At 34.7% G+C, this 21,387-nt stretch carries 20 protein-coding genes; 12 read left to right on the top strand and 8 right to left on the bottom strand.

The genetic code is table 11. The features are described 5' to 3' along the window. Positions 1-20 precede the first annotated feature (20 nt). On the top strand, positions 21-359 hold the full coding sequence (locus ACM6F9_RS10955; protein ID WP_121488170.1) for a DUF962 domain-containing protein: 339 nt from the start codon (positions 21-23) through the stop codon (positions 357-359). A 264-nt stretch (positions 360-623) separates the two neighbouring features. Here ACM6F9_RS10955 and ACM6F9_RS10960 read toward each other — a convergent pair whose 3' ends face one another. Both ACM6F9_RS10960 and ACM6F9_RS10965 read right to left on the bottom strand, forming a co-directional pair. Next, entirely contained in the window at positions 624-1,088 is a 465-nt protein-coding gene (locus ACM6F9_RS10960) for a hypothetical protein (protein ID WP_414845762.1), read from the bottom strand. 146 nt (positions 1,089-1,234) lie between these two features. After that, positions 1,235-3,256 (bottom strand): hypothetical protein, encoded by a 2,022-nt coding sequence (locus ACM6F9_RS10965; RefSeq protein ID WP_414845763.1) that lies wholly within the window; start codon positions 3,254-3,256, stop codon positions 1,235-1,237. Between the two features lie 149 nt (positions 3,257-3,405). On the opposite strand from ACM6F9_RS10965, the gene ACM6F9_RS10970 reads away from it, so the two are divergent. Continuing rightward, positions 3,406-4,020 carry a DUF4377 domain-containing protein gene (locus ACM6F9_RS10970; protein WP_414845764.1) on the top strand — a complete coding sequence of 205 codons (615 nt, stop codon included), beginning with the start codon at positions 3,406-3,408 and terminating at the stop codon, positions 4,018-4,020. A 155-nt stretch (positions 4,021-4,175) separates the two neighbouring features. Here the strand turns inward: ACM6F9_RS10970 and ACM6F9_RS10975 are convergent, their stop codons facing one another. Both ACM6F9_RS10975 and ACM6F9_RS10980 read right to left on the bottom strand, forming a co-directional pair. After that, entirely contained in the window at positions 4,176-5,114 is a 939-nt protein-coding gene (locus ACM6F9_RS10975; protein WP_414845765.1) for an SPFH domain-containing protein, read from the bottom strand. A 169-nt stretch (positions 5,115-5,283) separates the two neighbouring features. Further along, positions 5,284-6,639, bottom strand: a complete 1,356-nt coding sequence (locus ACM6F9_RS10980) for a deoxyguanosinetriphosphate triphosphohydrolase (RefSeq protein WP_414845862.1) — start codon at positions 6,637-6,639, stop codon at positions 5,284-5,286. 202 nt (positions 6,640-6,841) lie between these two features. Between ACM6F9_RS10980 and ACM6F9_RS10985 the strand changes: the two genes are divergently transcribed. Beyond that, positions 6,842-7,471 (top strand): class I SAM-dependent methyltransferase, encoded by a 630-nt coding sequence (locus tag ACM6F9_RS10985; protein WP_414845766.1) that lies wholly within the window; start codon positions 6,842-6,844, stop codon positions 7,469-7,471. A gap of 153 nt (positions 7,472-7,624) precedes the next feature. On the opposite strand, the gene ACM6F9_RS10990 is transcribed toward ACM6F9_RS10985, so the two are convergent. Next, on the bottom strand, positions 7,625-8,347 hold the full coding sequence (locus ACM6F9_RS10990; RefSeq protein ID WP_414845767.1) for a LytR/AlgR family response regulator transcription factor: 723 nt from the start codon (positions 8,345-8,347) through the stop codon (positions 7,625-7,627). Further along, the gene (locus ACM6F9_RS10995) at positions 8,347-9,423 is read right to left on the bottom strand and encodes a sensor histidine kinase (protein ID WP_414845768.1); all 1,077 of its coding nucleotides are present in this window, start codon (positions 9,421-9,423) and stop codon (positions 8,347-8,349) included. The genes ACM6F9_RS10990 and ACM6F9_RS10995 overlap by 1 nt, the downstream gene beginning before the upstream one ends. Positions 9,424-9,615: 192 nt before the next feature. On the opposite strand from ACM6F9_RS10995, the gene ACM6F9_RS11000 reads away from it, so the two are divergent. The 3 genes from ACM6F9_RS11000 (at position 9,616) to ACM6F9_RS11010 (ending at position 11,920) form a co-directional block, all read left to right on the top strand. Then, positions 9,616-10,044, top strand: a complete 429-nt coding sequence (locus ACM6F9_RS11000; RefSeq protein ID WP_414845769.1) for a hypothetical protein — start codon at positions 9,616-9,618, stop codon at positions 10,042-10,044. Positions 10,045-10,051: 7 nt separating this feature from the next. Continuing rightward, positions 10,052-11,023 (top strand): DUF6268 family outer membrane beta-barrel protein, encoded by a 972-nt coding sequence (locus ACM6F9_RS11005; RefSeq protein WP_414845770.1) that lies wholly within the window; start codon positions 10,052-10,054, stop codon positions 11,021-11,023. Between the two features lie 240 nt (positions 11,024-11,263). Continuing rightward, the gene (locus ACM6F9_RS11010) at positions 11,264-11,920 is read left to right on the top strand and encodes a glycosyltransferase family 32 protein (protein WP_414845771.1); all 657 of its coding nucleotides are present in this window, start codon (positions 11,264-11,266) and stop codon (positions 11,918-11,920) included. On the opposite strand, the gene ACM6F9_RS11015 is transcribed toward ACM6F9_RS11010, so the two are convergent. After that, positions 11,917-12,252: a DMT family transporter gene (locus ACM6F9_RS11015; protein ID WP_414845772.1), complete on the bottom strand. Its 336-nt coding sequence runs from the start codon at positions 12,250-12,252 to the stop codon at positions 11,917-11,919. The genes ACM6F9_RS11010 and ACM6F9_RS11015 overlap by 4 nt on opposite strands. Before the next feature lie 1,161 nt (positions 12,253-13,413). Here ACM6F9_RS11015 and ACM6F9_RS11020 point away from each other — a divergent pair. The 5 genes from ACM6F9_RS11020 (at position 13,414) to ACM6F9_RS11040 (ending at position 16,757) form a co-directional block, all read left to right on the top strand. Beyond that, positions 13,414-14,133 (top strand): AAA family ATPase, encoded by a 720-nt coding sequence (locus ACM6F9_RS11020; protein ID WP_414845773.1) that lies wholly within the window; start codon positions 13,414-13,416, stop codon positions 14,131-14,133. After that, entirely contained in the window at positions 14,130-14,870 is a 741-nt protein-coding gene (locus ACM6F9_RS11025; protein ID WP_414845774.1) for a YggS family pyridoxal phosphate-dependent enzyme, read from the top strand. Before ACM6F9_RS11020 ends, ACM6F9_RS11025 begins: the two co-directional genes overlap by 4 nt. Before the next feature lie 12 nt (positions 14,871-14,882). Then, on the top strand, positions 14,883-15,323 hold the full coding sequence (locus ACM6F9_RS11030; protein WP_414845775.1) for a hypothetical protein: 441 nt from the start codon (positions 14,883-14,885) through the stop codon (positions 15,321-15,323). A gap of 474 nt (positions 15,324-15,797) precedes the next feature. After that, a complete protein-coding gene (locus tag ACM6F9_RS11035; protein ID WP_414845776.1) occupies positions 15,798-16,436 on the top strand; it encodes a Crp/Fnr family transcriptional regulator in 639 nt (212 codons plus the stop codon). Positions 16,437-16,517: 81 nt separating this feature from the next. Continuing rightward, complete coding sequence (locus ACM6F9_RS11040; RefSeq protein WP_414845777.1) at positions 16,518-16,757, top strand: hexameric tyrosine-coordinated heme protein; 240 nt, start codon at positions 16,518-16,520, stop codon at positions 16,755-16,757. A gap of 117 nt (positions 16,758-16,874) precedes the next feature. Here the strand turns inward: ACM6F9_RS11040 and gcvP are convergent, their stop codons facing one another. Then, a complete protein-coding gene (gene gcvP / locus ACM6F9_RS11045) occupies positions 16,875-19,733 on the bottom strand; it encodes an aminomethyl-transferring glycine dehydrogenase (RefSeq protein WP_414845778.1) in 2,859 nt (952 codons plus the stop codon). Between the two features lie 430 nt (positions 19,734-20,163). Between gcvP and ACM6F9_RS11050 the strand changes: the two genes are divergently transcribed. Then, on the top strand, positions 20,164-21,342 hold the full coding sequence (locus ACM6F9_RS11050; protein WP_414845779.1) for a DcaP family trimeric outer membrane transporter: 1,179 nt from the start codon (positions 20,164-20,166) through the stop codon (positions 21,340-21,342). The last annotated feature ends 45 nt before the right edge of the window (positions 21,343-21,387 follow it).

Genomic DNA, 21,387 nt, shown 5'->3' on the forward strand with positions numbered 1-21,387 from the left:
AATCAATAAACTAGATCACCATGGCCGAAAGAATCAAAACATATAGAGAGTTTTATCAGTTCTATCTTACCGAACACAGTAAAACAGGAACCCGTATATTCCATTTTATCGGAACATTTCTCGTATTTTTCGTTATATGGTATGTCATCAGCTCCGGAAAAGAAAGATTTCTTTGGTATATCCCAATTGTAGGCTATGGATTTGCATGGTTCAGTCATGCTGTGATTGAAAGAAATAAACCGGCTACTTTTAAATATCCTCTATGGTCTCTGATTTCAGATTTTAGATTGTTTTTTGAACTTTTGATCGGTAAACAGAAATTCTTTACATCTAATAATCAACCTCAGAAGCAGGAATAGCCTTTGAGTTTTCTTTGTTTGTTCAAAACTATTTAGTGTTGGGAAACGCAAAGACGCAAGTGTTTCATGCATCACTTATATTTTAAGGCGCAGGAAAATCGAAGATTTTCAGCAAGTAATGTGTTTATTAAGTTTGTTAGTATACAATTTTATTTGAAATAAAATTTTTGACACTTTGCGTTTTCCAAAATTTCCTATTTGAATATTTTAAATTTTTAAATTCTTACATCTATTTGAGATTGCTTCACCTTCGGTTCGCAATGACTATATGGTTGTAGAGTTCTGTTTATTCTGATGAAGCTTCTTTCCTATCAGATATCCCAATGAAGGCAGAATAAACGACAATACAACAGGAACCACCAATGCCAAGCCAGAACCGTCAAGAATAATCGTTAAAGGAAAAAGATATCCATTATAAACAAGAAGTGCCAATGAAAAAAGAAAACTGTCACTATTACTTGTAGAAAGAATATTTAAATGACCTCCAAACTGATCAAACAAACCGGAACAAGCAAATAAAAATACATTCACAAAAAATATCCACAGAATAGTTCTGTAGATCATTCCTTTTTTTGCATTCAGATATCCTCCAAAAATAAGAAGAAGAGATAAAACTCCTGAAACAAAAAAGTCTACACCGGAAATATCTGTTTCACCTCCAGTTCTCCCAAAGAAATACATGACATACAAAACAATATTCAGGAGATAGATTACCGTTACATAATTCATACTTCAAAAATTTTACTGTTTACCATTATTTCTGTTGGTAAACGAATAATTATTATAATATAGAGTTTCGGCGGGCGGCTTCGCCGCCCGCCGAAACCCTAAACCTTAAACCTTAAACTTTAAACTTTAAATTTAAAACCCAGATTCTATTTAAATTTTTTCTTAAAACTAAATTTAAGCATATTCATCAATCCTGGTTCAATGATATCAATTCCAAGTCCGAAATTACTGTCTGCAACGGTATGATGATCTGTTCTGAACTGTTCAAACTCACTTTGCGGAATTTCAAGATTTACCAAAGGATTGTATTCAATAGACACACTTGCCCCATTCTTGTTTATTTTTTTACGGCTTTTATAGTCAAAATATGGATTAGCTATGGTGCTCTCCTGAATGGTATACTTTTCTTCAGTATCAATTTTCTGATCCGTATTCAGATTGATTTCGTATTTCTCACTATCGAAATTATGCCAGAACGGCAAATCTTTATGGATGAAATCTCTAGCACTTGCTTTGATAACATTTCGGTCAAAATACATCAGGAAACGGTTTTTCTGTGGATCTACAAAATAAGGATTTTCAACAATAGCGGTATACTGAATCTTCACTTCGTTCAATCTTTTATCATCACTTACTACATCAATTACAGCATCTTTGAATACGTTTCGGACATCCGTTCCATTCCTGTCACCTGAATAATTAAGGGCATAGAAAAGGAAACCATTCCAGCTGTCTATGATTTCTCTTTTATTGGTACTTTTAAAATACCTTCTCATGGCATTAGCTCTATTTCCTTTATAAGTCGTTGACAAAATAAGTTTTCCGGTATTGCCCTTTGCATTCAAATCTACTTTTTCATCGATACAGAAATAAGGATATTTATAAGCTTTTCTTACCTGAAGTTCCTGATCTTTTTTCACTTCCAGATAATGCATAAAATACATAAACCCTCTGTTTTCAATCAGTCCGAATTCATCACGAATGGTAGCATCAATGAAATATTGTTCACCTTTATAATTTATTTTTACCACTACATGGTTGAAGTTCAATAATGAAGGCAGATAATATTTAATATAATAATCTGTATTAAAATTCACCAGTACTACAGAAGCATCTACCCCTATATAATCAAGGATAACTTTTAGCAAAACTGATTTTGCCTTACAATCTCCCTGCTTGTTTTCATAAGTTACAGAGGGCTCCTGTGGCTTATGCCCATTCATTTCATCAGCATTGAAGACATAGTAAATGTGATTCTGAACATATTCTATCGCAAATTGGAGCTTTTCGTCCAGATCCGCAATAGCATCCAGTTTTTCAATCAGATTCGGAGCGAAATCCTGTAAAGAAGATTTATTGAAAATCTCATCATAGAGAGGTACGATGTAATTGGAAAGGTCTTTCCAGTTACTTTCTGTAGCAAAATCTATATAAGGGAAAATTTCACGTCCGGAATCTACAGGATTGATATAATTTTGTTCTTCAATCACGAACTTTTCCCCTTTTTTAAGATGATTGATTTCAGGCTCAAGAACACTGCCATGTTCATCTCTGAAAAATGTTTTTTTGTAGGCAATAGTTTGCTCCCGTTCGTTGATAAAAGTAAATTTAAAACTACCATAAGCCCAATAGTTATCCGGACTTACCCAGACATATTTTGAGAATTCTTTTCTTAAAAAATCCCGGTCTGTAAATTCTTTTATTCTTGAATCTTCCAGGATCAGAACATCATACAGCCTGAGATCTTTAATCGTAATATTGATTTTCTTATTGCTGCTCAAAACACCTCCGCTGCTTTGGTTTTCACTATCAAGAACCTTAATTTTCGTATCAGGAATTTTATCAATCAGTACCCCATCTCTCAATACGCTGATCCTATGAATCTGATAGACCTCATTCTCCTCTACAATGACATCAGACACAGAAGCTCTTTCCAGGTTTCCGGGTTCGTTCAGCGTATAGGCCATGCAGACATATTCACTATTTTCGGTATTGCTTGTATAGTATTTTTTATCTAAAAAGTAGCAGTAATCGCGGCCTTCATCTATTTGTCTTTTGGCAAATTCGGAATCTTTGATCAGGTTTTTTATCTCCTCATCTCCAATATTTCCTGCCCACATTTCAGGTTTTTGAATCCTGTAATTTTCAACTTGCATTTGATTTTCCATATTTATTATAAGAATTATATTTTGTAGTTAGTTTTTAAGAAATTCAAATTAAATGATTAAAAAAATAAAAAGCAATAGCAGAAGTACTACAAATTCATAAGACAATTTCGGCATGGTAATTGCGAGGTATGGGGAAAAAATCAAGTTTTATGAAAAGTATAGCAACAATTCTAAAAGGGGCAGCACCCGCATTAGCATTATTCGCAATGACGCAATGTACAACCACAGCCAATGCATCCGCAAGTGATGAAAAAACATTCATCGTAGGACCACAGACAGCAGATTGTACAGGCGTAGCTCCTATGAAATGTCTGCAGGTAAAAGAAAATGTTGCAGGAAACTGGACGAATTTCTACAGCAATATCGAAGGATTTACTTATGAACCGGGATATGAATATGTTTTAAAGGTAAAAACGGAAAAAATTGCCAACCCACCAGCCGATGCATCTTCCATAAAATACACCTTGGTAAAACAGGTTTCTAAGACAAAAAAGAAAGAACTGGCAGCCAATGAAAAGACAGTTATCGTAGGGCCACAAACCGTAGAGTGTTCTGCTGGAGCAGGCCGTATGCAATGCATGCAGGTAAAAGAAAGTGCTTCTGCAGACTGGACGAATTTCTACAGCCATATTGAAGGCTTTACTTATGAACCGGGTTACGAATATGTTTTAAAAGTAAAAACAGAAAAAATCGCGAATCCACCGGCTGATGCCTCTTCCATAAAATATACATTAATCAAACAAGTTTCTAAAACGAAGAAATAATAAAAAGAGCTCCTGAAATTTCAGGAGCTCTTTTTATTATTTAGAATGGAAGCAGGAAGAATGAAGCTCGAAGTTACTTTTGGTCAACTGGGAAAAGCCAACAAATGATTCTCTTTTACGCTTTTATTTCACTCTTACTTACACCTTCTCTCGGCTTAAAATCCGGCTTCTTTTTGAGGAGGATCAGGATATTTCCCTTTTGTAGCCTCTCCTACCGTATTTGCTGTTGTCATAGCGACTACAAGATCATTCAGCATTCCGCTTGCTGCAGTAGGTGAATTAGGAAGAAGTACAAGATTACTTCTGCTGCTTGCTCCTACCGAATGTAAAGTATCATAATGCTGGGTCACTACAATAAGTGCTGATGCTTCATGGGAGTTGATATCCACATTGTTCAGCATTCTTACAGACTCTTCAAGTCCTTTTGCAATTTCTCTCCTTTGATCAGCAATCCCCTGTCCTTGCAATTTTTTAGATTCTGCTTCTGCTTTTGCAACGGCTACAATACGGATTCTTTGTGCTTCGGATTCATATTCTGCAGCTGTTTTTTCTCTTTCTGCAGCATTAATTCTGTTCATGGCATGTTTTACCTGCTCATCCGGATCAATATCTGTTACCAAAGCTTTGATAATATCATAACCATAACTGTTCATAGCTTCCTGAAGCTCACCTTTTACAGCAATTGCCACATCATCTTTTCTTACAAATACATCATCCAGCTTCAATTTTGGAACTTCTGCTCTTACCACATCAAAAACAAATGAAGTGATTTGATTTTCAGGGTTTTCCAAACGATAATAAGCATCTCCAACCTGACTTCTGATGACCTGATACTGAACTGAAATTTTCATTTTGATAAAAACATTGTCCAATGTTTTCGTATCAATCATTACATCCAGCTGCTGAATTCTCAAATTCAATCTTTTTGCAATCTGATCTATGATTGGCAGTTTAAGATGAAGACCTGAATGTTTTACAGCCTGAAATTTCCCAAAGCGTTCAATAATAGCTGCTGTTTCCTGTTTAACCACAAAAAACGAAGCGAATAAAATAATAAGCCCGAAGAAAATAACGGGCGCTAAATATATACCCATAGTTTTAATTTTTTTAATGTGTCGTTATAATTCCTGTTTTGTTAAAAACATTTTTATTCGTGTTTGCTTAAATATAGGAAAAATAAATGTAAGATCTGGAATAAAAAAGCCTCCACTTTAATGAAATCATTAATAGAAGAGGCTTCTGATTTATTACAATAAATAGAATTTACACGGTCATTCCGATGTCTATTCCTTTAATTTTTCTATACAAATCGGTAGCGTAATTATCAGTCATTCCCGAAACGAAATCAATGACTCCCAGCACTTTCTGATAATCAGTTCCGTCCTTATAAATAAATTGCTTTGGAATTAATTTCAAAGCTTTTTCATCATAGGATTTTCTTTGGTCATCAGGCTTCAGAATAGAAGGAATAAAATGGTCCAGCAATTCATACATTACGTTATAGCCTGCATTTTCAATTTCAACAACAGCTTTATGATTGTAAATTTTTTCTACTGAGAAACTTTCAATATCCTGTAATGCTTTATTTTCTTTTTTATAAATATCAAGTAAGCCGTTGCCAAGATTTCCTTCAAGAATCGTTTCGAAGTTATGCTTGTACATCGCAATCGATTTATTGATTAAGGCATTGATTACTTTTGCTCTTAAATAAGAGATCTGCTCGTTTTCATTGGAGATAGAGCTTAGTTTTGTCTCAATTCTTTGAACATCATCTGTTTCAGATTTTACCAGCTCAAAAAATAAGTTTTTACAGTCGGCCGTTGAAACAATACCCAATCTGTGGGCATCTTCCATATCAATGATGTTGTAGCAGATATCGTCAGCCGCTTCCACCAGCCATACAAAAGGATGTCTTTTGAAAATATGAGGTTCTTCACTTTCAGAAATAAGCTGGGTTCCTTTGGCAATTTCCAGGAATATATCTTTTTCATTCTGGAAAAACCCGAATTTCTTTCTGTGAATAATTCCTTTTTTCTTTGCTACCGCTTCACACGGATATTTTGCAATACTTGCCAACGTGGAGAACGTCAGCTGAATACCTCCTGCGTCTTTCCCTTGCTGCTGTTGAGCCAATACTCTGATGGCGTTGGCATTTCCTTCAAAGTTAACCAGATCCGCCCACTCTTTTTCATTGAACTTTGATTTCAGATCTTTTTCATTTCTTTCAAAATAGCTTGCAATGGCATCTTCACCAGAATGTCCGAATGCAGGATTTCCCACATCATGACACAAACATGCTGCAGCAATTACATTTCCTAAATTATAGAGATAAAAATTCTTTGAATCTTCAGTCAGTTCGTTTTTAAAATCTTCAGCAATAAATTCACCGATAATACTTCCTAAACTTCTTCCTACGGATGATACTTCCAAAGAATGTGTAAGTCTGTTGTGTACAAAAACACTTCCGGGAAGAGGAAAAACCTGCGTTTTGTTCTGCAGTCTTCTGAAAGCAGAAGAGAAGATAATTCTGTCGAAATCTCTTTGAAAATCAGTTCGTGAAGCCTTTGTCTGTGGATTGTTTCCTGTACGTTGATTGGTGAAAATCTGGTTTAAATTCATCATTTTTCAAAATTACTCCAAATTTTAATTGTATGGAATAGTATTTAGATTTTTATTAAACAGATCTGTCATTCAAAAAATCTATTATAATAAACGCTTTTTAGGGATCGGAAAGCTTGAGTAAATATTCTACTTTTGATACAACTAATACCATTGAAGAATATTTTTGATTCTTCTTCCAAATTTTAAAATCTTTATAACTATGACAGACAATACATGGCTCAACAGATGGGACGAAAGGTACAGCAGCGAAGAGTTTGCGTATGGAACAGAACCCAACAATTATCTGAAAGAACAACTCTCCCGATTAAATCCCGGAAAAATACTTTTCCCTGCAGAAGGAGAAGGCCGAAATGCCGTTTTTGCAGCAACAAAGGGATGGCAGGTTTCTGCTTTCGATATCAGTGCTAATGGAAGAAGCAAAGCGTTACAGCTGGCTGAGCAACAACAAACGACCATTGATTATCAGGTGGGAGAACTTTCTGCTTTGAATTATCAGAAAGAGCAGTTCGATGCCATTGCTCTTATCTATGCACATTTTCCGGGTGCTATCAAATCTTCTATTCATCAGATGCTGAATCAATATCTTCGTAAAGGAGGTTTTGTTATTTTCGAAGCTTTCAGTAAAAATCATCTTGAATATATTGCAAAGAACGAAAAAGTGGGTGGTCCAAAGGATATTGAATCATTATTTTCTATCGAAGAGATCAAGACTGATTTTCCGGATTATCACATTATTGAATTAGAAGAAACAGAAATTGAGCTGAATGAGGGATTATTTCACAACGGAACGGGTTCTGTGATTCGTTTTGTGGGAGAAAAGCAGGCATAATTTTTAAGTTTGGGCTAAAGCCGTTGAAAGATTTTATTTAAACGGGCTGAAGCCCATTTCTATTGAATCATAATATTGTATTTTCACCCACTCATTACACAGATTTTCACAGTTTTTTTGATCAATTGAGTGATATTTATTATTACTCATAAATCAATCCGAATTCAGGAGTCCTCCGGCAAATTTTGTAAAGAACTCAGCTCTGTATACTTCTCCAAGAGGAATCTCGGAGTCTTCAATGTATATATTATGATTGTCAAATGAATCTATAAAATTCATATTTACAACGTAAGATTTACTGACTCTGAGAAAGGTTTCACCAGATATCTTCTGGTGAATGGTTTTTAAATTCATTGCCGTGATCAGCTTCTGCTGCTTTGTATGAATCACCACATAGTCTTTAAGTCCTTCTATAAACTTAATATCTGAAAAACTGATCTTATAGAATCTTCGTTCTGCTTTAATGAATAAAAAGTCCGCTGTATTAGATTCTACTGTATTTTTCACGGTATCTTTAGACAATAGTTCGGTGTAAAGTACTGCCTTTTCAATTGCTTTTTCAAGTCTTTGGGGATCAATAGGCTTCAGAAGATAATCAACAGCTTCCAGTTCATAGCTTTTCAATGCATATTGAGAATAGGCAGTTGTAAAAATAATCAGAGATTTTTTCGGAAGCATTTCTGCAAACTCAAGACCAGTCACCATTGGCATTTCTATATCAAGGAAAATAAGATCTACATCATTATCTTTAAGAAACTCGAGAGCAGACGGCGCATTGGAAAATTCGCCAAGGATATCAATACTGGAAATTTCAACGATCAGCGACCTCATTTCGGATCTTGCCAAAGGTTCATCATCTATTATAATACAATTCATCAAACGGGAATTTTTAAATTTACACTATATTCTTTATCATCAGATTCTATCTTCAGCTCAAAAGTATCACTATAAAGAAGTTCCAGTCTTCTGGTGATATTGGCAAGTCCCAATCCGCTGTTTTTCTTGTCCGAAACAATATAGTCAGCACTTCTGGAATTTACACATCTGAAATAAAGCTGTTTGTTTTCAATGTTGATTTCTATTTTCACATAAGACTCTCCTCCACTGAGATCTACACTGTGCTTCACCGCATTTTCCACGAAAGTGGTAAACAGATTGGGAGGAACAAAAGTACTGTTGATTATTCTTTTATCGACATCTGCATGAATATCAAAAGAGAAATTATCACGTCTTATTTTTTCAAGGTTTAAAAAGTTGGACAGAAAATCAATTTCTGAAGTTAGTAACGTTTTTTCTTCACTGTTTTCATAGAGCTGGTATCTGAGAAATTCAGAAAGCTTTACAATGACTACTGAAGCTTTTGCCGGATCTGTTCTTATCAATGCTTTGACATTATTGAGCATATTGAACAAAAAATGAGGGTTGATCTGGTTTCTCAGTTCATTTAGTTCCATGCTCATCGTAAGATTGCTCAGTTCATTGATCCTTTTATTGTCACTGATCCATTTCTGTAACAGTTTTATAGTGGTAGTAGTCATGATAATCGGAATACACATCAGAACTCCTTCATAAATTCCCCCTTTTTCATTTTCTCTAAGAATATTCTTCACTCTGAATTCTTCAAAGAAAAGTTTAAAACCATATCCGATAAAATTGAGCCCCATTATTCCCATCAGAACAAGCAAAGCAAGATAGGTGACATATTTTGTTTTAAAGAAAAACCGCGGAACCAATACATATATATTAATGTAAACCATTGTAATCAGAACCGTGTATACAAAGAATAAAACATAATACTGATAGATCCCTGCATACCAATGCCAGAACCTCGCACTATAGATTAAGACGAAAAAGAAGATCAGAAACAGCAAATGTCTTCGGAATCCATACTTCGCTTCCACCAGAAAATCCATTACAAAGGTTTCTTCAAATTTCCACGGGCTGTATTTCATGTGATAGACTCATTTTATGATTAACAAAAATAGACAATAACGTAAATTACAACTATTTTATTATACAAAACCTGCATTTTTTTATACCAATTATCAGCTTCCCGGATTTTGTATAAAATACCAGCCGTTTCGTATAAAAACAAATTCACATGCTGCTTTTCTCTATTCCTTTGTACTGTAAAATGAACCCATATGGAATTAACAGCTTTTCACGAACTGACTCAGGAAATATCACTAGAATGCTTTTTTATGACAGAATCTCAACAGGAAGAAAAAGTAATACAGCTCATTGATTTACATCATTTCGTAGAATGTTTTGATCCGAGAATGAAAATTCTCAGCTACCTCCATCATCCTATTAATATTGTGGAGCAGAACGGAGATAAAAAAGGAATTCTGTTTTGTGATCTCAAGCATTCTGCTGTACCTGACAGCAATGCTTCTGAGGAGTTCAGAAGAAGATACAACCTTTCAGAGCTCTGGTTTGTTTTTGTAGAAGAAACTTTTGTAGCAGATACTTCCGGCTATACGGATGCTATTATTGAAAACAGCCTGGACATCTTCTATGACAGGATTTTTACATTCAGTTTTTTCCAATCTGTAATTCAACCTTTAAAATAAACTGCCCATGAAAACATTGAGAAGAATGCTTGTACCGCTGGCAATCCTTCCTTTTAAAAACATTATTTATGCCCAGAAAAAGGACAGCATTCCGTTGAAAGTCCGTGCTTTTTTTGCGGATAAAATTCCACAGGCGCGAAATTTCAATCTTGAATATACATTCGTTACTCCATCCTCTTTCTCTTCACAACTTCAGGGAAAGAATCTGCCGGATAACAAGATGAAAAGTTTTCAGCAAGTGAAAGCAGATGCCAATGTTTACTTTATCAAGAACAGAAGCTGGCTTTTGAGCACAGCCTTGAGCTATCGCTACACTTCAATCAGAAATGAAAATTCAGTCATCCCTGGAACTGCAGGTGAAGAAAACTTCCATTATCATTCAGAAGCCATCAACCTGAGTTATTTTTCAAGATTGTTTAAAAAGACTGCTATTTACTCAGCAAGTATTTCTACGGATGGAAGTGATCAGCATTTTGAACGTATCAGAGGATTGGTTACGGCTTCATTGATTTTAAAAGCAACTCCAAAAACAAAAATGAGTATCGGACTGGCTGGTATTATTGACCCAAGCTCTCAAATTCCGATATTGCCTATTTTCACTTATGAAAACAGGTTCAATAACGGATGGGTACTGGATATCCTGCTTCCGAAAAAAGTTTTGGTAAGAAAAGATATTGCTGCAAACGGAAGGATATCTTTGGGAACGGAGATGGATAATACTTCTTTTTATACGTACCGAAATAATAATACGTATGAATTCCGGCAGGTCGCTCTTAATTCAGGGGTTATCTATGAGCACAATCTTGGAGGGAATTTCATAGGGACTTTTAAAACTGGGCTCAGAGCCAATATTAATTCAAGGGCTTTTAACAAGCAGGAATCCTTTAATGATTATATATGGAAAGGAACTTATAAACCTTCCTTCTATTTCAATGTCGGGATTTCTTATAATCCTTTTGAAAGACGAAGAGTAAAATAAGATCAATCAGTCAGTCAATTTAAAAGTTTTCTAACTCATTATCAGGATCTGAAAAAAAATATTAAAAAAAAATAAAAATTTCTATCTATCGGGATTTAACCATTCATCCAAAATACAATCAAAACCCCAGAAAACATAAATTAAGAATATTCTCATTCATGAAGAATCTATTACCACTTATGAAGATGGCTTATGAAAATGATTTCGAGATTTCCCTCTAAGAATTGAATAAAATTGAATATGGCAGTACCTAAACAGATATTTCAGACTTTTATAACGAAAAAACTTCCTCTGATTACGCGTTATCATATCTGGAATATGAAAAGAAAGAATCCGGAATACAAGTATTACTTTTATGACGATCAGGATATAGAAAAGTTTCTCACAGAAGAATTTCCACCCGAATATATTGAGACGTATCGTAAACTGAGAATCGGTGCTTCAAAAGCTGATTTTTTCAGATATGCTGTTTTATATAAGAAAGGAGGTGTATATCTGGATATTGACAGCAGTATTATCAGACCGTTCAGACAATTGATTAAGGATAATGATGAAGCTGTAATCAGTGCAGAAAGACACGAAAATCTGTATGTTCAATGGGCACTTATTTTCAGTAAAAATCATCCTTTTCTCAAGAAAACATTAGAATTGATGATGGATAATATAAACAGCCACCGCTATCCCCATAATATACATGCTACAACAGGTCCTACTGTATTTAGCAATGGAATCAGACAGTCATTAGAGGAAAATCCTGCAATTCCCTTTAGATTATTTAATGGTATTGAATTTCGTGGATTCTTGAAGTTTAAATATAAACTGGGAAAGTTTTTTTTATACAAAACAAGGTCTCAACATTGGAAAAAGATGGAAAAACATCAGGAGATTATTTTTTAATGAGTACCCATTTTTGAAAATACATTAATAATAATCACTCCGATAATAATCAAAGCAATACCAATAATGGCAGGCAAATCAGGAACCTGTTTGAATGCTATTACCCCAATCATCGTTATAAAGACAATGCCTACTCCCGACCAGATGGCATAGGTAATTCCTACCGGAATCTGGCGAAGGGTAAGACTCAGAAAATAAAAGGCACAAACATATCCGATGACGGTTACTACAGATGGCCACAGTTTGGAGAATTCCTCAGATTTCTTCAGGAAAGTGGTAGCGATGATCTCAAATACGATAGCCAAAGCAAGAAAAATGTAACTGCGTCCCATAAATTTATTCTTTCTACAAAAGTAACGAAAGCACATTGGTACTTCCAAAAAGGAACCGAATATGATCGTTTCTTTATTCTCAAGAATTCAGAAATTTCTCTCCTTTCTAATGCTTTGTGAAAAACCTTTTTTTTAATCTCAATAATCTGATTTTATTATACACAGGTGCTTAGAATAATTTAAGCACTTCATTTTCAACTATATTGATCATTTAAGCGTGCCAAAAAACAGGTCTTTGTATCAACTTATTTTTCTGTCATGACATAAAATCACTATTTCCCCATGTCATGAAATGTGACATCTGACAAAAATTCCCAGGTAAAAATCAGGATGAAAAATAAGTTTTCTTAACATAAAAATCCATTTCAGGTTAAAATTAAAGTTCACAAAATACACTTTACAGCAATATTATGCTAAGCATTATTTATTATTTGTTTTATCAACTCCAATATAGAAGTCGAGAAACGGTTAACGTTTTAATAAAATTTTATAGAGAGAATAATAAAAGTATTAATAAATTTTCAATAATGTATTAATTTAATGTAAATAAAAATTCACCAATAAATGAACAACCACCATCGTAATACACTGATATACATCATAACTATTTACTTTGGCACGTGATTTGAAAGTAGTAATATTGCAATTGAAAGATTGATAAAAAAAAGTCAAATAATTAAAAATAATATAAAATGGTAATTTATATCGGTATCGCAACAGGTTTAGTAGTAATCGCTTCCTATTTCATGACAGTAAGAAGAGAAAGAAACTAATTTTAAAATAAATAAGCCTATAGAATATCTATACTAATTATATTGTTTTATGTTTTTAGTCTGAGAGATCAGATTGCTCTTTTACCATCGGGTAAAAGAGCCCAAAAACATAAGCAGAAAGATCTTAGTTTCATAACAAATTTTAATATCCAAATGAGAAAAGCCGGTCGCAAGTCTGGCTTTTCTTTTTTTATCGGGTATTTTCTGAAAGAGTTTATTGTTTTGATCATAGATTTTCACAGATGTTTTCTAATATTAACATCTATCTCTCATTCATCATTTATAATTCACTTTCCGCTGGACCAGATGTTTATTATTATTCAGGATTTCCTCCGGCATTCAATAAAGCTTTATCTTTGCTTATTCAATAATCCTTTTAAACGTCATTATGAATCTGTACAACCTCATTATTCAGGATAAAGAACAGGTAAGCCTTAACGAGGTATTTCTCAATACAAACAACAGGGATCAGCTTGTACAGCTTATCAAGGAACATAGCTACATCAAAGAACTGCAGGAATACGGTCTTCCGGTTAATAATAAGATTTTATTACAGGGAAGTTCAGGATGTGGAAAAACAATGACTGCAAAAGCTATTGCTAACGCTTTAGGAAAAAACATCATGATCCTGGATCTGAGCAATATTGTTTCATCACGAATCGGCGAAACATCTCAAAACATCAAAATGATCTTTGACAAAGCAGGACGTGAAAGGTCTGTACTTTTTCTTGATGAATTGGATCAGATTGGGAAAGCAAGAGGCAGTGATGATAAGGATGTGGGCGAAATGAGAAGACTGGTGAATACTCTGATTCAACTGATTGATTATTATCCTGAACATTCACTTTTGCTTTGTGCTACCAACCATCCTGAGATTATTGACACAGCCCTTTTAAGACGTTTCCAGTTGAAAATCAATTACGAAATGCCTTCTGACGAAATTCTGGATACGTTCTACGATCAATTGCTGGCAAAGTTTCCTGAAGAGATGAGAACGGTTGAAAGAAAATATTCTATTTCTTTTGCCGAAGCTAAAGATTATGCTTTAACGGCTGTGAAAGCTGCTTTAATTAACAAACTGGAAGCCAAGGAAATCATTCCATCATGAAAGAAGATATTCTCCACAATCTCGCTGTCATCCACGAACGGATAAAAAATGCCTGTGTAAAGTCCGGAAGGAACACTGATGAAGTAAAATTATTACTGGCAACAAAAACCGTCTCCGCAGAGCGTATAAAAATCGTACTTGAACATGGGCATACCTTAATCGCTGAAAACAAAGTACAGGAATTGAAGGAGAAATATGATGATCTGATGAATATTCCTCATGAAAATCATTTTATAGGCCATCTTCAGACTAATAAGATCAAAGATATTCTAAAGTATAATGTTACATGCGTTCAGTCTTTAGATCGTCTTGAGCTGGCTGAGAAACTTCATCAAAGGCTTTTAACTGAAAACAAAACGATGGATGTTTTAATTCAGGTGAATACTTCCAATGAAGAAAGTAAATTCGGAGTTGATCCCAGTGAAGCCATTGAACTTATCAGAAAAGTCTCCCACTACTCTACTTTGAAGATAAAAGGACTAATGACAATCGGTTTATTCAGTGCCGAGAACGAGAAAGTAAGAAGATGTTTTAAGATACTGAAAAATCTTCAGCAAGACATTATCCAGGAAAATATTCCCAACATAGAAATGAAAGAGCTTTCTATGGGAATGAGCGGCGATCTGGAAACAGCTATTGAAGAAGGTGCTACCATTGTACGGGTGGGAACTGCTGTTTTTGGAGCGAGAATCTACCCGGACAGCTATTATTGGGATGAAGGAAAAACAAATAACTAAGCTTAAAATTGTATGCTTCAATTTACTTATACTTTTGAAAGAGAAATAAAAGAAGGTAAAACATTGAAAAATGTTACTGATGCAGTACGCAATTCATTAATGGAAAGAGAATTGGAGGACACTATCCTTGCTGACAATATTATTATAGGTAAAGACAGACTTTTTAAACTTGATTTTTCAAGCAAATCACCATTAATCTTCTCGCCAGGTAAAGAATTCTTCAACTACAACGAAAATACAAGAATTCTTACTTACAAAATTGAAGCATTATATCCCATTCTGTCTTCCTTGATCTATTCCACTGTACTTTTTCTCATTCTACACTTTCTGGTACAACATCAGGTTATTGAAATCGTTATTGCCTCTCTATTTTTCTTTATTAATATCATTATGAATTATTGCCATTATCTTTCAGTAATGGATAAAATTTCCAAAAGCTTAAATGAGAATTAAGGTGTAAAACAGTTTCGTTTTATAGTCTACAAATCCGGTATACTTTTTGATATAAACATTTCATAACCAAACAAATGCATTTATGAATAAAAAATTACTATCGGTATGTCTATTGATGACATTATTATTCTTTTTTTCATGTGAAAAAGAAAACCCACAGATAAAAAGTGGAATTTCAATTGAAACTACTTCAATTATAACCTGCGTTACCCTGGGCGTAGCCATTTTGCTGGCTTATAGCTTTAAAAGAAGATAACAAACTGGAATTTAAATACTAAGACACCTCTCAATTTTTGGGAGGTGATTTTTATTTTAAAAACAAGAATATAATTGATTGCCCCCAGCTAGAGATTGCTTCATGAACTACGTTCGAAAACCCTAAGTTTTTGCTCGCAATGACAATAAAAAAATAAAATTCAGTCTCGATATTGAGAGGGATTTGTTATATTCAACATATAAAATGCTTCCCAATTTATGACCCATACCAATATCCTTGAAAAATGCCTGCCCGATTTTGGAAAAGAACTGATTGCAGAAATTGAAAAATTCGGAATCATCAAAACATTTTCCACTGATGATTTTATCGTAAAACAAGGGCAGTTGATCCGCTATTTGCCCATTGTTTTGGAAGGGAATGTAAAAGCATATAGTGAAGAAGACGGCACACAGTTTTTGCTGTATTTTATTCAGCCGGGATCGTCCTGTATTTTTAGTTTTGTCCATCTATTCAATCAAAATCCTATTGATTTTTCTGCTATTCCGGAAGGTAAATCAACCATTCTGCTTATTCCTATTGATAAGGCGAAAGAATGGCTCGTCCGCTATCCATCCTTCAACAATTTAATTATTGCTGAATTTCAAAAGCATTACAATGACCTGCTCCATACCACTAAACAGATTATCTGTTACAAACTTGAAGACAGGCTTTGGGATTATTTAAAAACAAAAGCAAAAATTTCCGGAACTTCTGAACTCGCCCTATCCCATCAAAGTATTGCCGATGATCTTGGTACAACAAGGGAAGTAATATCAAGGCTGATGAAAAAAATTGAGCTGGATAAAAAATTAATACAGGAGAATAGAAAAATAAAATTACTGATCAGTGACTTTTGATACTCATATTGAAAATGATGACTTTTATATTTGTGGTATAGAATAAAAATCAAATCTAATAGAAACATTAAAAATAATACAATGAGTGAACCAGTTCAACTAGTCCCAAACAATTCTTTACTAACCAAAACACCTGAAGAGGGACGACAATTAGCCGTAAAAATGGCCAGATTAATTATTAAAGCAACACAACCCGATGCAGCGGTTCGTGAAAAACTACGCCCCGTATATGCAGAAGACGCCTCCATGCTGATTGCGATTGGACAAACTGTTGCTACTGAATTTGCTACTATTGCTGCCGCCAATAATTATTGGAAATAATTTGAAATTGCTTCATGAGCTACGTTCAAAAACCCACAGTTTTTGCTCGCATGACTATAAAAAACAAAAATCCCTCTCATTGCTGAAAGGGATTTTTTATAGCTAAAAAACTAAGAATTACATATAAGCTTCAATAGGCTCACAAGTACATACTAAGTTTCTGTCTCCGTAAGCTTCATCTACTCTTGATACAGAAGCGAAGAATTTGTGGTCTCTTACCCACTCCAGCGGATAAGCTGCCTTTTCTCTGCTGTATGGTTTATCCCAAGAATCAGAGATTACCAGTTGTTCTGTATGAGGAGCGTTTTTCAATACGTTGTTTGCAGCATCTGCCTCTCCATTAGCAATTTCATCGATTTCTTTTTTGATAGAGATCAATGCTTCTGCAAAACGGTCAATTTCAGACTTGCTTTCAGATTCTGTAGGCTCAATCATCAATGTACCTGCAACCGGGAAAGAAACGGTAGGAGCATGGAAACCATAATCCATTAATCTCTTAGCCACATCAGCCACTTCAATTCCTAAAGATTTGAACTGACGGAAATCTACGATACATTCGTGAGCTACTCTTCCGTTTTCGTTTGAATATAAGATTGGGAAATGCTCTGCTAAAATTTCTTTCAGGTAGTTAGCATTCATGATTGCGTGTCCTGTAGCTTTTTTAAGACCTTCAGTTCCTAACATTTTAATATAAGAATAAGAAATGTTAAGAATCAATCCTGAACCGTATGGTGCAGCAGAAATACCTTCGATAGCTTCTTTAGACCCTATTCTGATATTTGCGTTAGAAGGAAGGAAAGGTACTAAGTGTTTAGCAACACAGATTGGACCTACTCCAGGACCTCCTCCTCCGTGAGGAATTGCAAAAGTCTTGTGAAGGTTAAGGTGACAAACGTCTGCTCCGATGTTTCCAGGACTTGTAAATCCTACCTGAGCGTTCATGTTTGCACCATCCATATATACTTGTCCTCCGTGTTCGTGGATAAGGTTGGTAATTTCTTTAATGTTAGCATCAAAGAATCCGTAAGTAGAAGGATAAGTGATCATTACAGCTGATAAGTTTGCTGAATGAAGTTCTGTTTTAGCTTTAAGATCTTCGAAGTCGATTTCCCCGTTTTCAAGGTTTTTCACGACTACGATTTTCATTCCTGCCATTGCGGCAGAAGCTGGATTTGTTCCGTGAGCAGACTGAGGAATCAATACTACATTTCTGTGGTGGTCTCCTCTTGAAATATGGTATTCTCTGATTACCATTAATCCTGCATATTCACCCTGAGCTCCAGAATTTGGCTGAAGAGAAGTTCCTGCAAAACCTGTAATTTCTGCTAAGTCTTTTTCTAATTCTCGGATCATTTCCTGATATCCTTCAGCCTGGTTTACAGGTACAAATGGGTGAACTGCACCCCAGTTTTCCCATGAAAGTGGTAACATTTGAGTTGCTGCGTTCAGTTTCATCGTACAAGATCCTAAAGAAATCATTGAATGAGTCAATGATAAATCTTTTCTCTCAAGACGCTTGATATAACGCATCAATTCTGTTTCCGTATGGTATTTGTTGAATACAGATTCTGTAAGAATTTCGTCTTTTCTTAAGTTTTCTTCAGGAATACTGTATCCTTCTTTGATTTCTAATTTGAAGGTCTGCTTATCTTTAAACTGAGCGAAAGAGGCCATCAGATAATTTAATTTCTCTAATGTTGTACTTTCGTTGATCGCAATACTTACTACCCCTTCTGTGAAATAGTTAAGGTTTAGTCTGTGATCAAGCATCAATCTTACCAATTTTGCTTTCTCCTCTTCAGGCATCGTGATCTTTACTGTATCGAAGATAGGCTCTTCTACTACCTGATATCCTAATGCTTTAAGACCATTTTTCAAAGCATTTGCCTTAAAGTGGATCTGATCTGCGATATAGTTCAATCCTTTTGGACCATGGTAAACAGCATACATACCTGCCATTACAGCTAATAGAACCTGAGCTGTACAGATATTTGAAGTAGCTTTTTCTCTTTTGATGTGCTGCTCTCTGGTCTGTAATGCCATTCTTAATGCACGTCTTCCGTACATATCCTGAGAAACCCCGATAATTCTTCCAGGAATATCTCTTTTATAATCTTCTCTACAAGCAAAGAAAGCTGCGTGAGGACCTCCGTATCCTAATGGAATACCAAATCTTTGGCTAGTTCCTACCGCACAGTCAGCTCCCATTTCTGCAGGAGACTTTAGTTTAACCAAAGCCATTGGATCACAAGCAACTGCTACCTGAAGATCAAGTTTTTTGTATTCTACGATATCTTCAGTATAATCCAGAACGATTCCATTTTTACCAGGATATTGTAATAAAACTCCATAATAAGATCCATCAAACTGGTGTGTTTTGTGATCTCCTACTACGATTTCTATTTCTAAACCTTCAGCTTTTGTTTTTAAAACAGAAACTGTTTGAGGAAGTACAAGGTCAGAAATAAAGAATTTGTTAGCTCCTGCTTTCTTCTGATCTTTCGTTCTGTTGTTGAAGAACATATGCATTGCTTCAGCTGCAGCAGTAGATTCATCCAAAAGTGATGCATTGGCTAATGCAAAACCTGTAAGATCGCATACTACAGTCTGGAAATTAAGAAGAGCTTCAAGTCTACCCTGTGCAATTTCTGCCTGATAAGGTGTATAAGCAGTATACCAGCTAGGATTTTCAAAAATATTTCTTTGGATTGCTGAAGGCAAAAGTGTATTATGGTATCCAAAACCGATATAACTCGTATAATCTGTATTTTTTGATGCCAATTCTTTTGAATGGTTCAACATTTCGTATTCAGAAAGTGGTTCCGAGATCTCAAGATCTTTCTCTAAACGGATAGAAGATGGGATGGTTTGAGAAATTAACTCTTCAATACTAGAAACGCCAAGTTTTTCCAACATCGCCTGCTTATCGGCTTCATTAAGGGAAATGTGACGGCTCACAAACTGTTCTGTATTCATTTTTATTTATTAGATTTTGTTTGTAAAAAAGATTCGTAAAATTACGATTTTTTAAGCGATTTCACAACATAGAAAAAAGTCAGATATTTTCTTAAAAACTCTTAAAATTTTGGGATAAAGTCTTTTTAAATGTTAAAAAATAAAAATAACTATATCACTGTTTGATGAATTTCATTTCAGAAAAATTAATTTTTAAAGAATATTCATTTTATTTTCTATCTATTTTTCTGGTTTCTATCTTCTAAATACCCCTTAAAAACATTAAAATTTTCGCTTAAGCCATTTCCAGCAGCATTTGTACATTCGCTCAAACAATCACAGCAAGGTGAGAAAAAATTGTTTTAAACTATGAAAATTTAAAAATTAATCACTGAAAAATTCAATTTCACATGAGAACATAATTTATATACCATACCAATAGATTACGCAGATGATGAAAAAAAAAATGAGCAGGCATACCATGCCCGCAATGATCACTATTGTTTTGATTTTATTTCAGGCAAAGGCAAATGCCCAAATAGCTATAGTAAATACAGAACCAGATTCTTCGGGAAGAAAATGGTCAGTTTATCTAAAAGGATTTGTACAGGCAGATGCTATGCTGGATTTTCAGCAAGTGGGAGCTAAAGACGGTATAGTTGCTCCTTCTATTGTAATTCCCCAGCACAATTCAATGTCCAGCTATTTTAGTATAAGACAATCACAAGTGGGGCTAGGTTTTAAACAGACAGATAAAGATGGAGGGTCACCGATTTCTGCTTATGTAGAAGTTGATTTATACGGATCTAACGGAACTACTTCTCCAAGATTAAGACATGCATATGTTCAATGGAAAAAATGGTTAATAGGCCAAACATGGAGTAATTTCAGTGATGCAGAGATTTTCCCCAACATATTTGATTTCAACGGAGCCAACGGAGCAATACTTAACCGTTCCATGCAAGTTCGTTACACTGAAAAACTTTCTGATAAAGAGACTTTATCTTTCTCATTGGAAGATCCGGGAAAAGTAAGTATGACAATACCAGGTAATCATCCTGAATGGAAGAAAAAAAGCATGATCCCAATTGTAACGAGTATGTATCGTTATGGAAATACCAAAGATTATGTAAAGTTAGGAGGTACACTATCTCCTGTTAATTATGAGAATCAGGAAAAAGGGTATACGAAAATAGGATTTGGAGGAATTATTTCACTTAGAAAATATGTAAATAGTTTTGATAATTTCAGATTTCAGACTTCATACGGAAAAGGATTTGCAAGGAACAATCTTGTTTTGAGCGGAGAAGGTTATGATGCTGTTTTAGATCCACAGAGCAATACAGCAGAAACGTTAAGCCTTTTCAATATAGTAGGAATTTATGAACATTGGTGGTCTCCTAAATGGAGTTCAGTCGTTTATTATAGTTATTCGCAGGTAGGTTCCAATTCGATGGTTACCAATAGCATGACGAAACGTTTTCAGAATGCGGCAATCAATCTTATTTATAAGCCTTATAAAAATCTGAGAATGGGTATGGAAGGAAATTATGCAATGACTGAAAATTTTGGAGATATAAAAGCTAATGCCTTCAGGTTGCAATTTTCAACTTCATTTTCATTTAAATAATGTCCCAATTGCAGGTCTAATTTTCAGACCTGCAATTTTTTATGA

It is taken from the genome of Chryseobacterium sp. IT-36CA2, from assembly GCF_949767875.1.
In the GTDB taxonomy this organism is placed as follows: domain Bacteria; phylum Bacteroidota; class Bacteroidia; order Flavobacteriales; family Weeksellaceae; genus Chryseobacterium.

Excerpts from the sequence above, each read along its gene's own strand:
- ACM6F9_RS10955 (WP_121488170.1), top strand. The coding sequence starts at position 21 with ATGGCCGAAAGAATCAAAACATATAGAGAGTTTTATCAGTTCTATCTT.
- ACM6F9_RS10960 (WP_414845762.1), bottom strand. The coding sequence starts at position 1,088 with ATGAATTATGTAACGGTAATCTATCTCCTGAATATTGTTTTGTATGTC.
- ACM6F9_RS10965 (WP_414845763.1), bottom strand. The coding sequence starts at position 3,256 with ATGGAAAATCAAATGCAAGTTGAAAATTACAGGATTCAAAAACCTGAA.
- ACM6F9_RS10970 (WP_414845764.1), top strand. The coding sequence starts at position 3,406 with ATGAAAAGTATAGCAACAATTCTAAAAGGGGCAGCACCCGCATTAGCA.
- ACM6F9_RS10975 (WP_414845765.1), bottom strand. The coding sequence starts at position 5,114 with ATGGGTATATATTTAGCGCCCGTTATTTTCTTCGGGCTTATTATTTTA.
- ACM6F9_RS10980 (WP_414845862.1), bottom strand. The coding sequence starts at position 6,639 with ATGAATTTAAACCAGATTTTCACCAATCAACGTACAGGAAACAATCCA.
- ACM6F9_RS10985 (WP_414845766.1), top strand. The coding sequence starts at position 6,842 with ATGACAGACAATACATGGCTCAACAGATGGGACGAAAGGTACAGCAGC.
- ACM6F9_RS10990 (WP_414845767.1), bottom strand. The coding sequence starts at position 8,347 with ATGAATTGTATTATAATAGATGATGAACCTTTGGCAAGATCCGAAATG.
- ACM6F9_RS10995 (WP_414845768.1), bottom strand. The coding sequence starts at position 9,423 with ATGAAATACAGCCCGTGGAAATTTGAAGAAACCTTTGTAATGGATTTT.
- ACM6F9_RS11000 (WP_414845769.1), top strand. The coding sequence starts at position 9,616 with ATGGAATTAACAGCTTTTCACGAACTGACTCAGGAAATATCACTAGAA.
- ACM6F9_RS11005 (WP_414845770.1), top strand. The coding sequence starts at position 10,052 with ATGAAAACATTGAGAAGAATGCTTGTACCGCTGGCAATCCTTCCTTTT.
- ACM6F9_RS11010 (WP_414845771.1), top strand. The coding sequence starts at position 11,264 with ATGGCAGTACCTAAACAGATATTTCAGACTTTTATAACGAAAAAACTT.
- ACM6F9_RS11015 (WP_414845772.1), bottom strand. The coding sequence starts at position 12,252 with ATGGGACGCAGTTACATTTTTCTTGCTTTGGCTATCGTATTTGAGATC.
- ACM6F9_RS11020 (WP_414845773.1), top strand. The coding sequence starts at position 13,414 with ATGAATCTGTACAACCTCATTATTCAGGATAAAGAACAGGTAAGCCTT.
- ACM6F9_RS11025 (WP_414845774.1), top strand. The coding sequence starts at position 14,130 with ATGAAAGAAGATATTCTCCACAATCTCGCTGTCATCCACGAACGGATA.
- ACM6F9_RS11030 (WP_414845775.1), top strand. The coding sequence starts at position 14,883 with ATGCTTCAATTTACTTATACTTTTGAAAGAGAAATAAAAGAAGGTAAA.
- ACM6F9_RS11035 (WP_414845776.1), top strand. The coding sequence starts at position 15,798 with ATGACCCATACCAATATCCTTGAAAAATGCCTGCCCGATTTTGGAAAA.
- ACM6F9_RS11040 (WP_414845777.1), top strand. The coding sequence starts at position 16,518 with ATGAGTGAACCAGTTCAACTAGTCCCAAACAATTCTTTACTAACCAAA.
- gcvP (WP_414845778.1), bottom strand. The coding sequence starts at position 19,733 with ATGAATACAGAACAGTTTGTGAGCCGTCACATTTCCCTTAATGAAGCC.
- ACM6F9_RS11050 (WP_414845779.1), top strand. The coding sequence starts at position 20,164 with ATGATGAAAAAAAAAATGAGCAGGCATACCATGCCCGCAATGATCACT.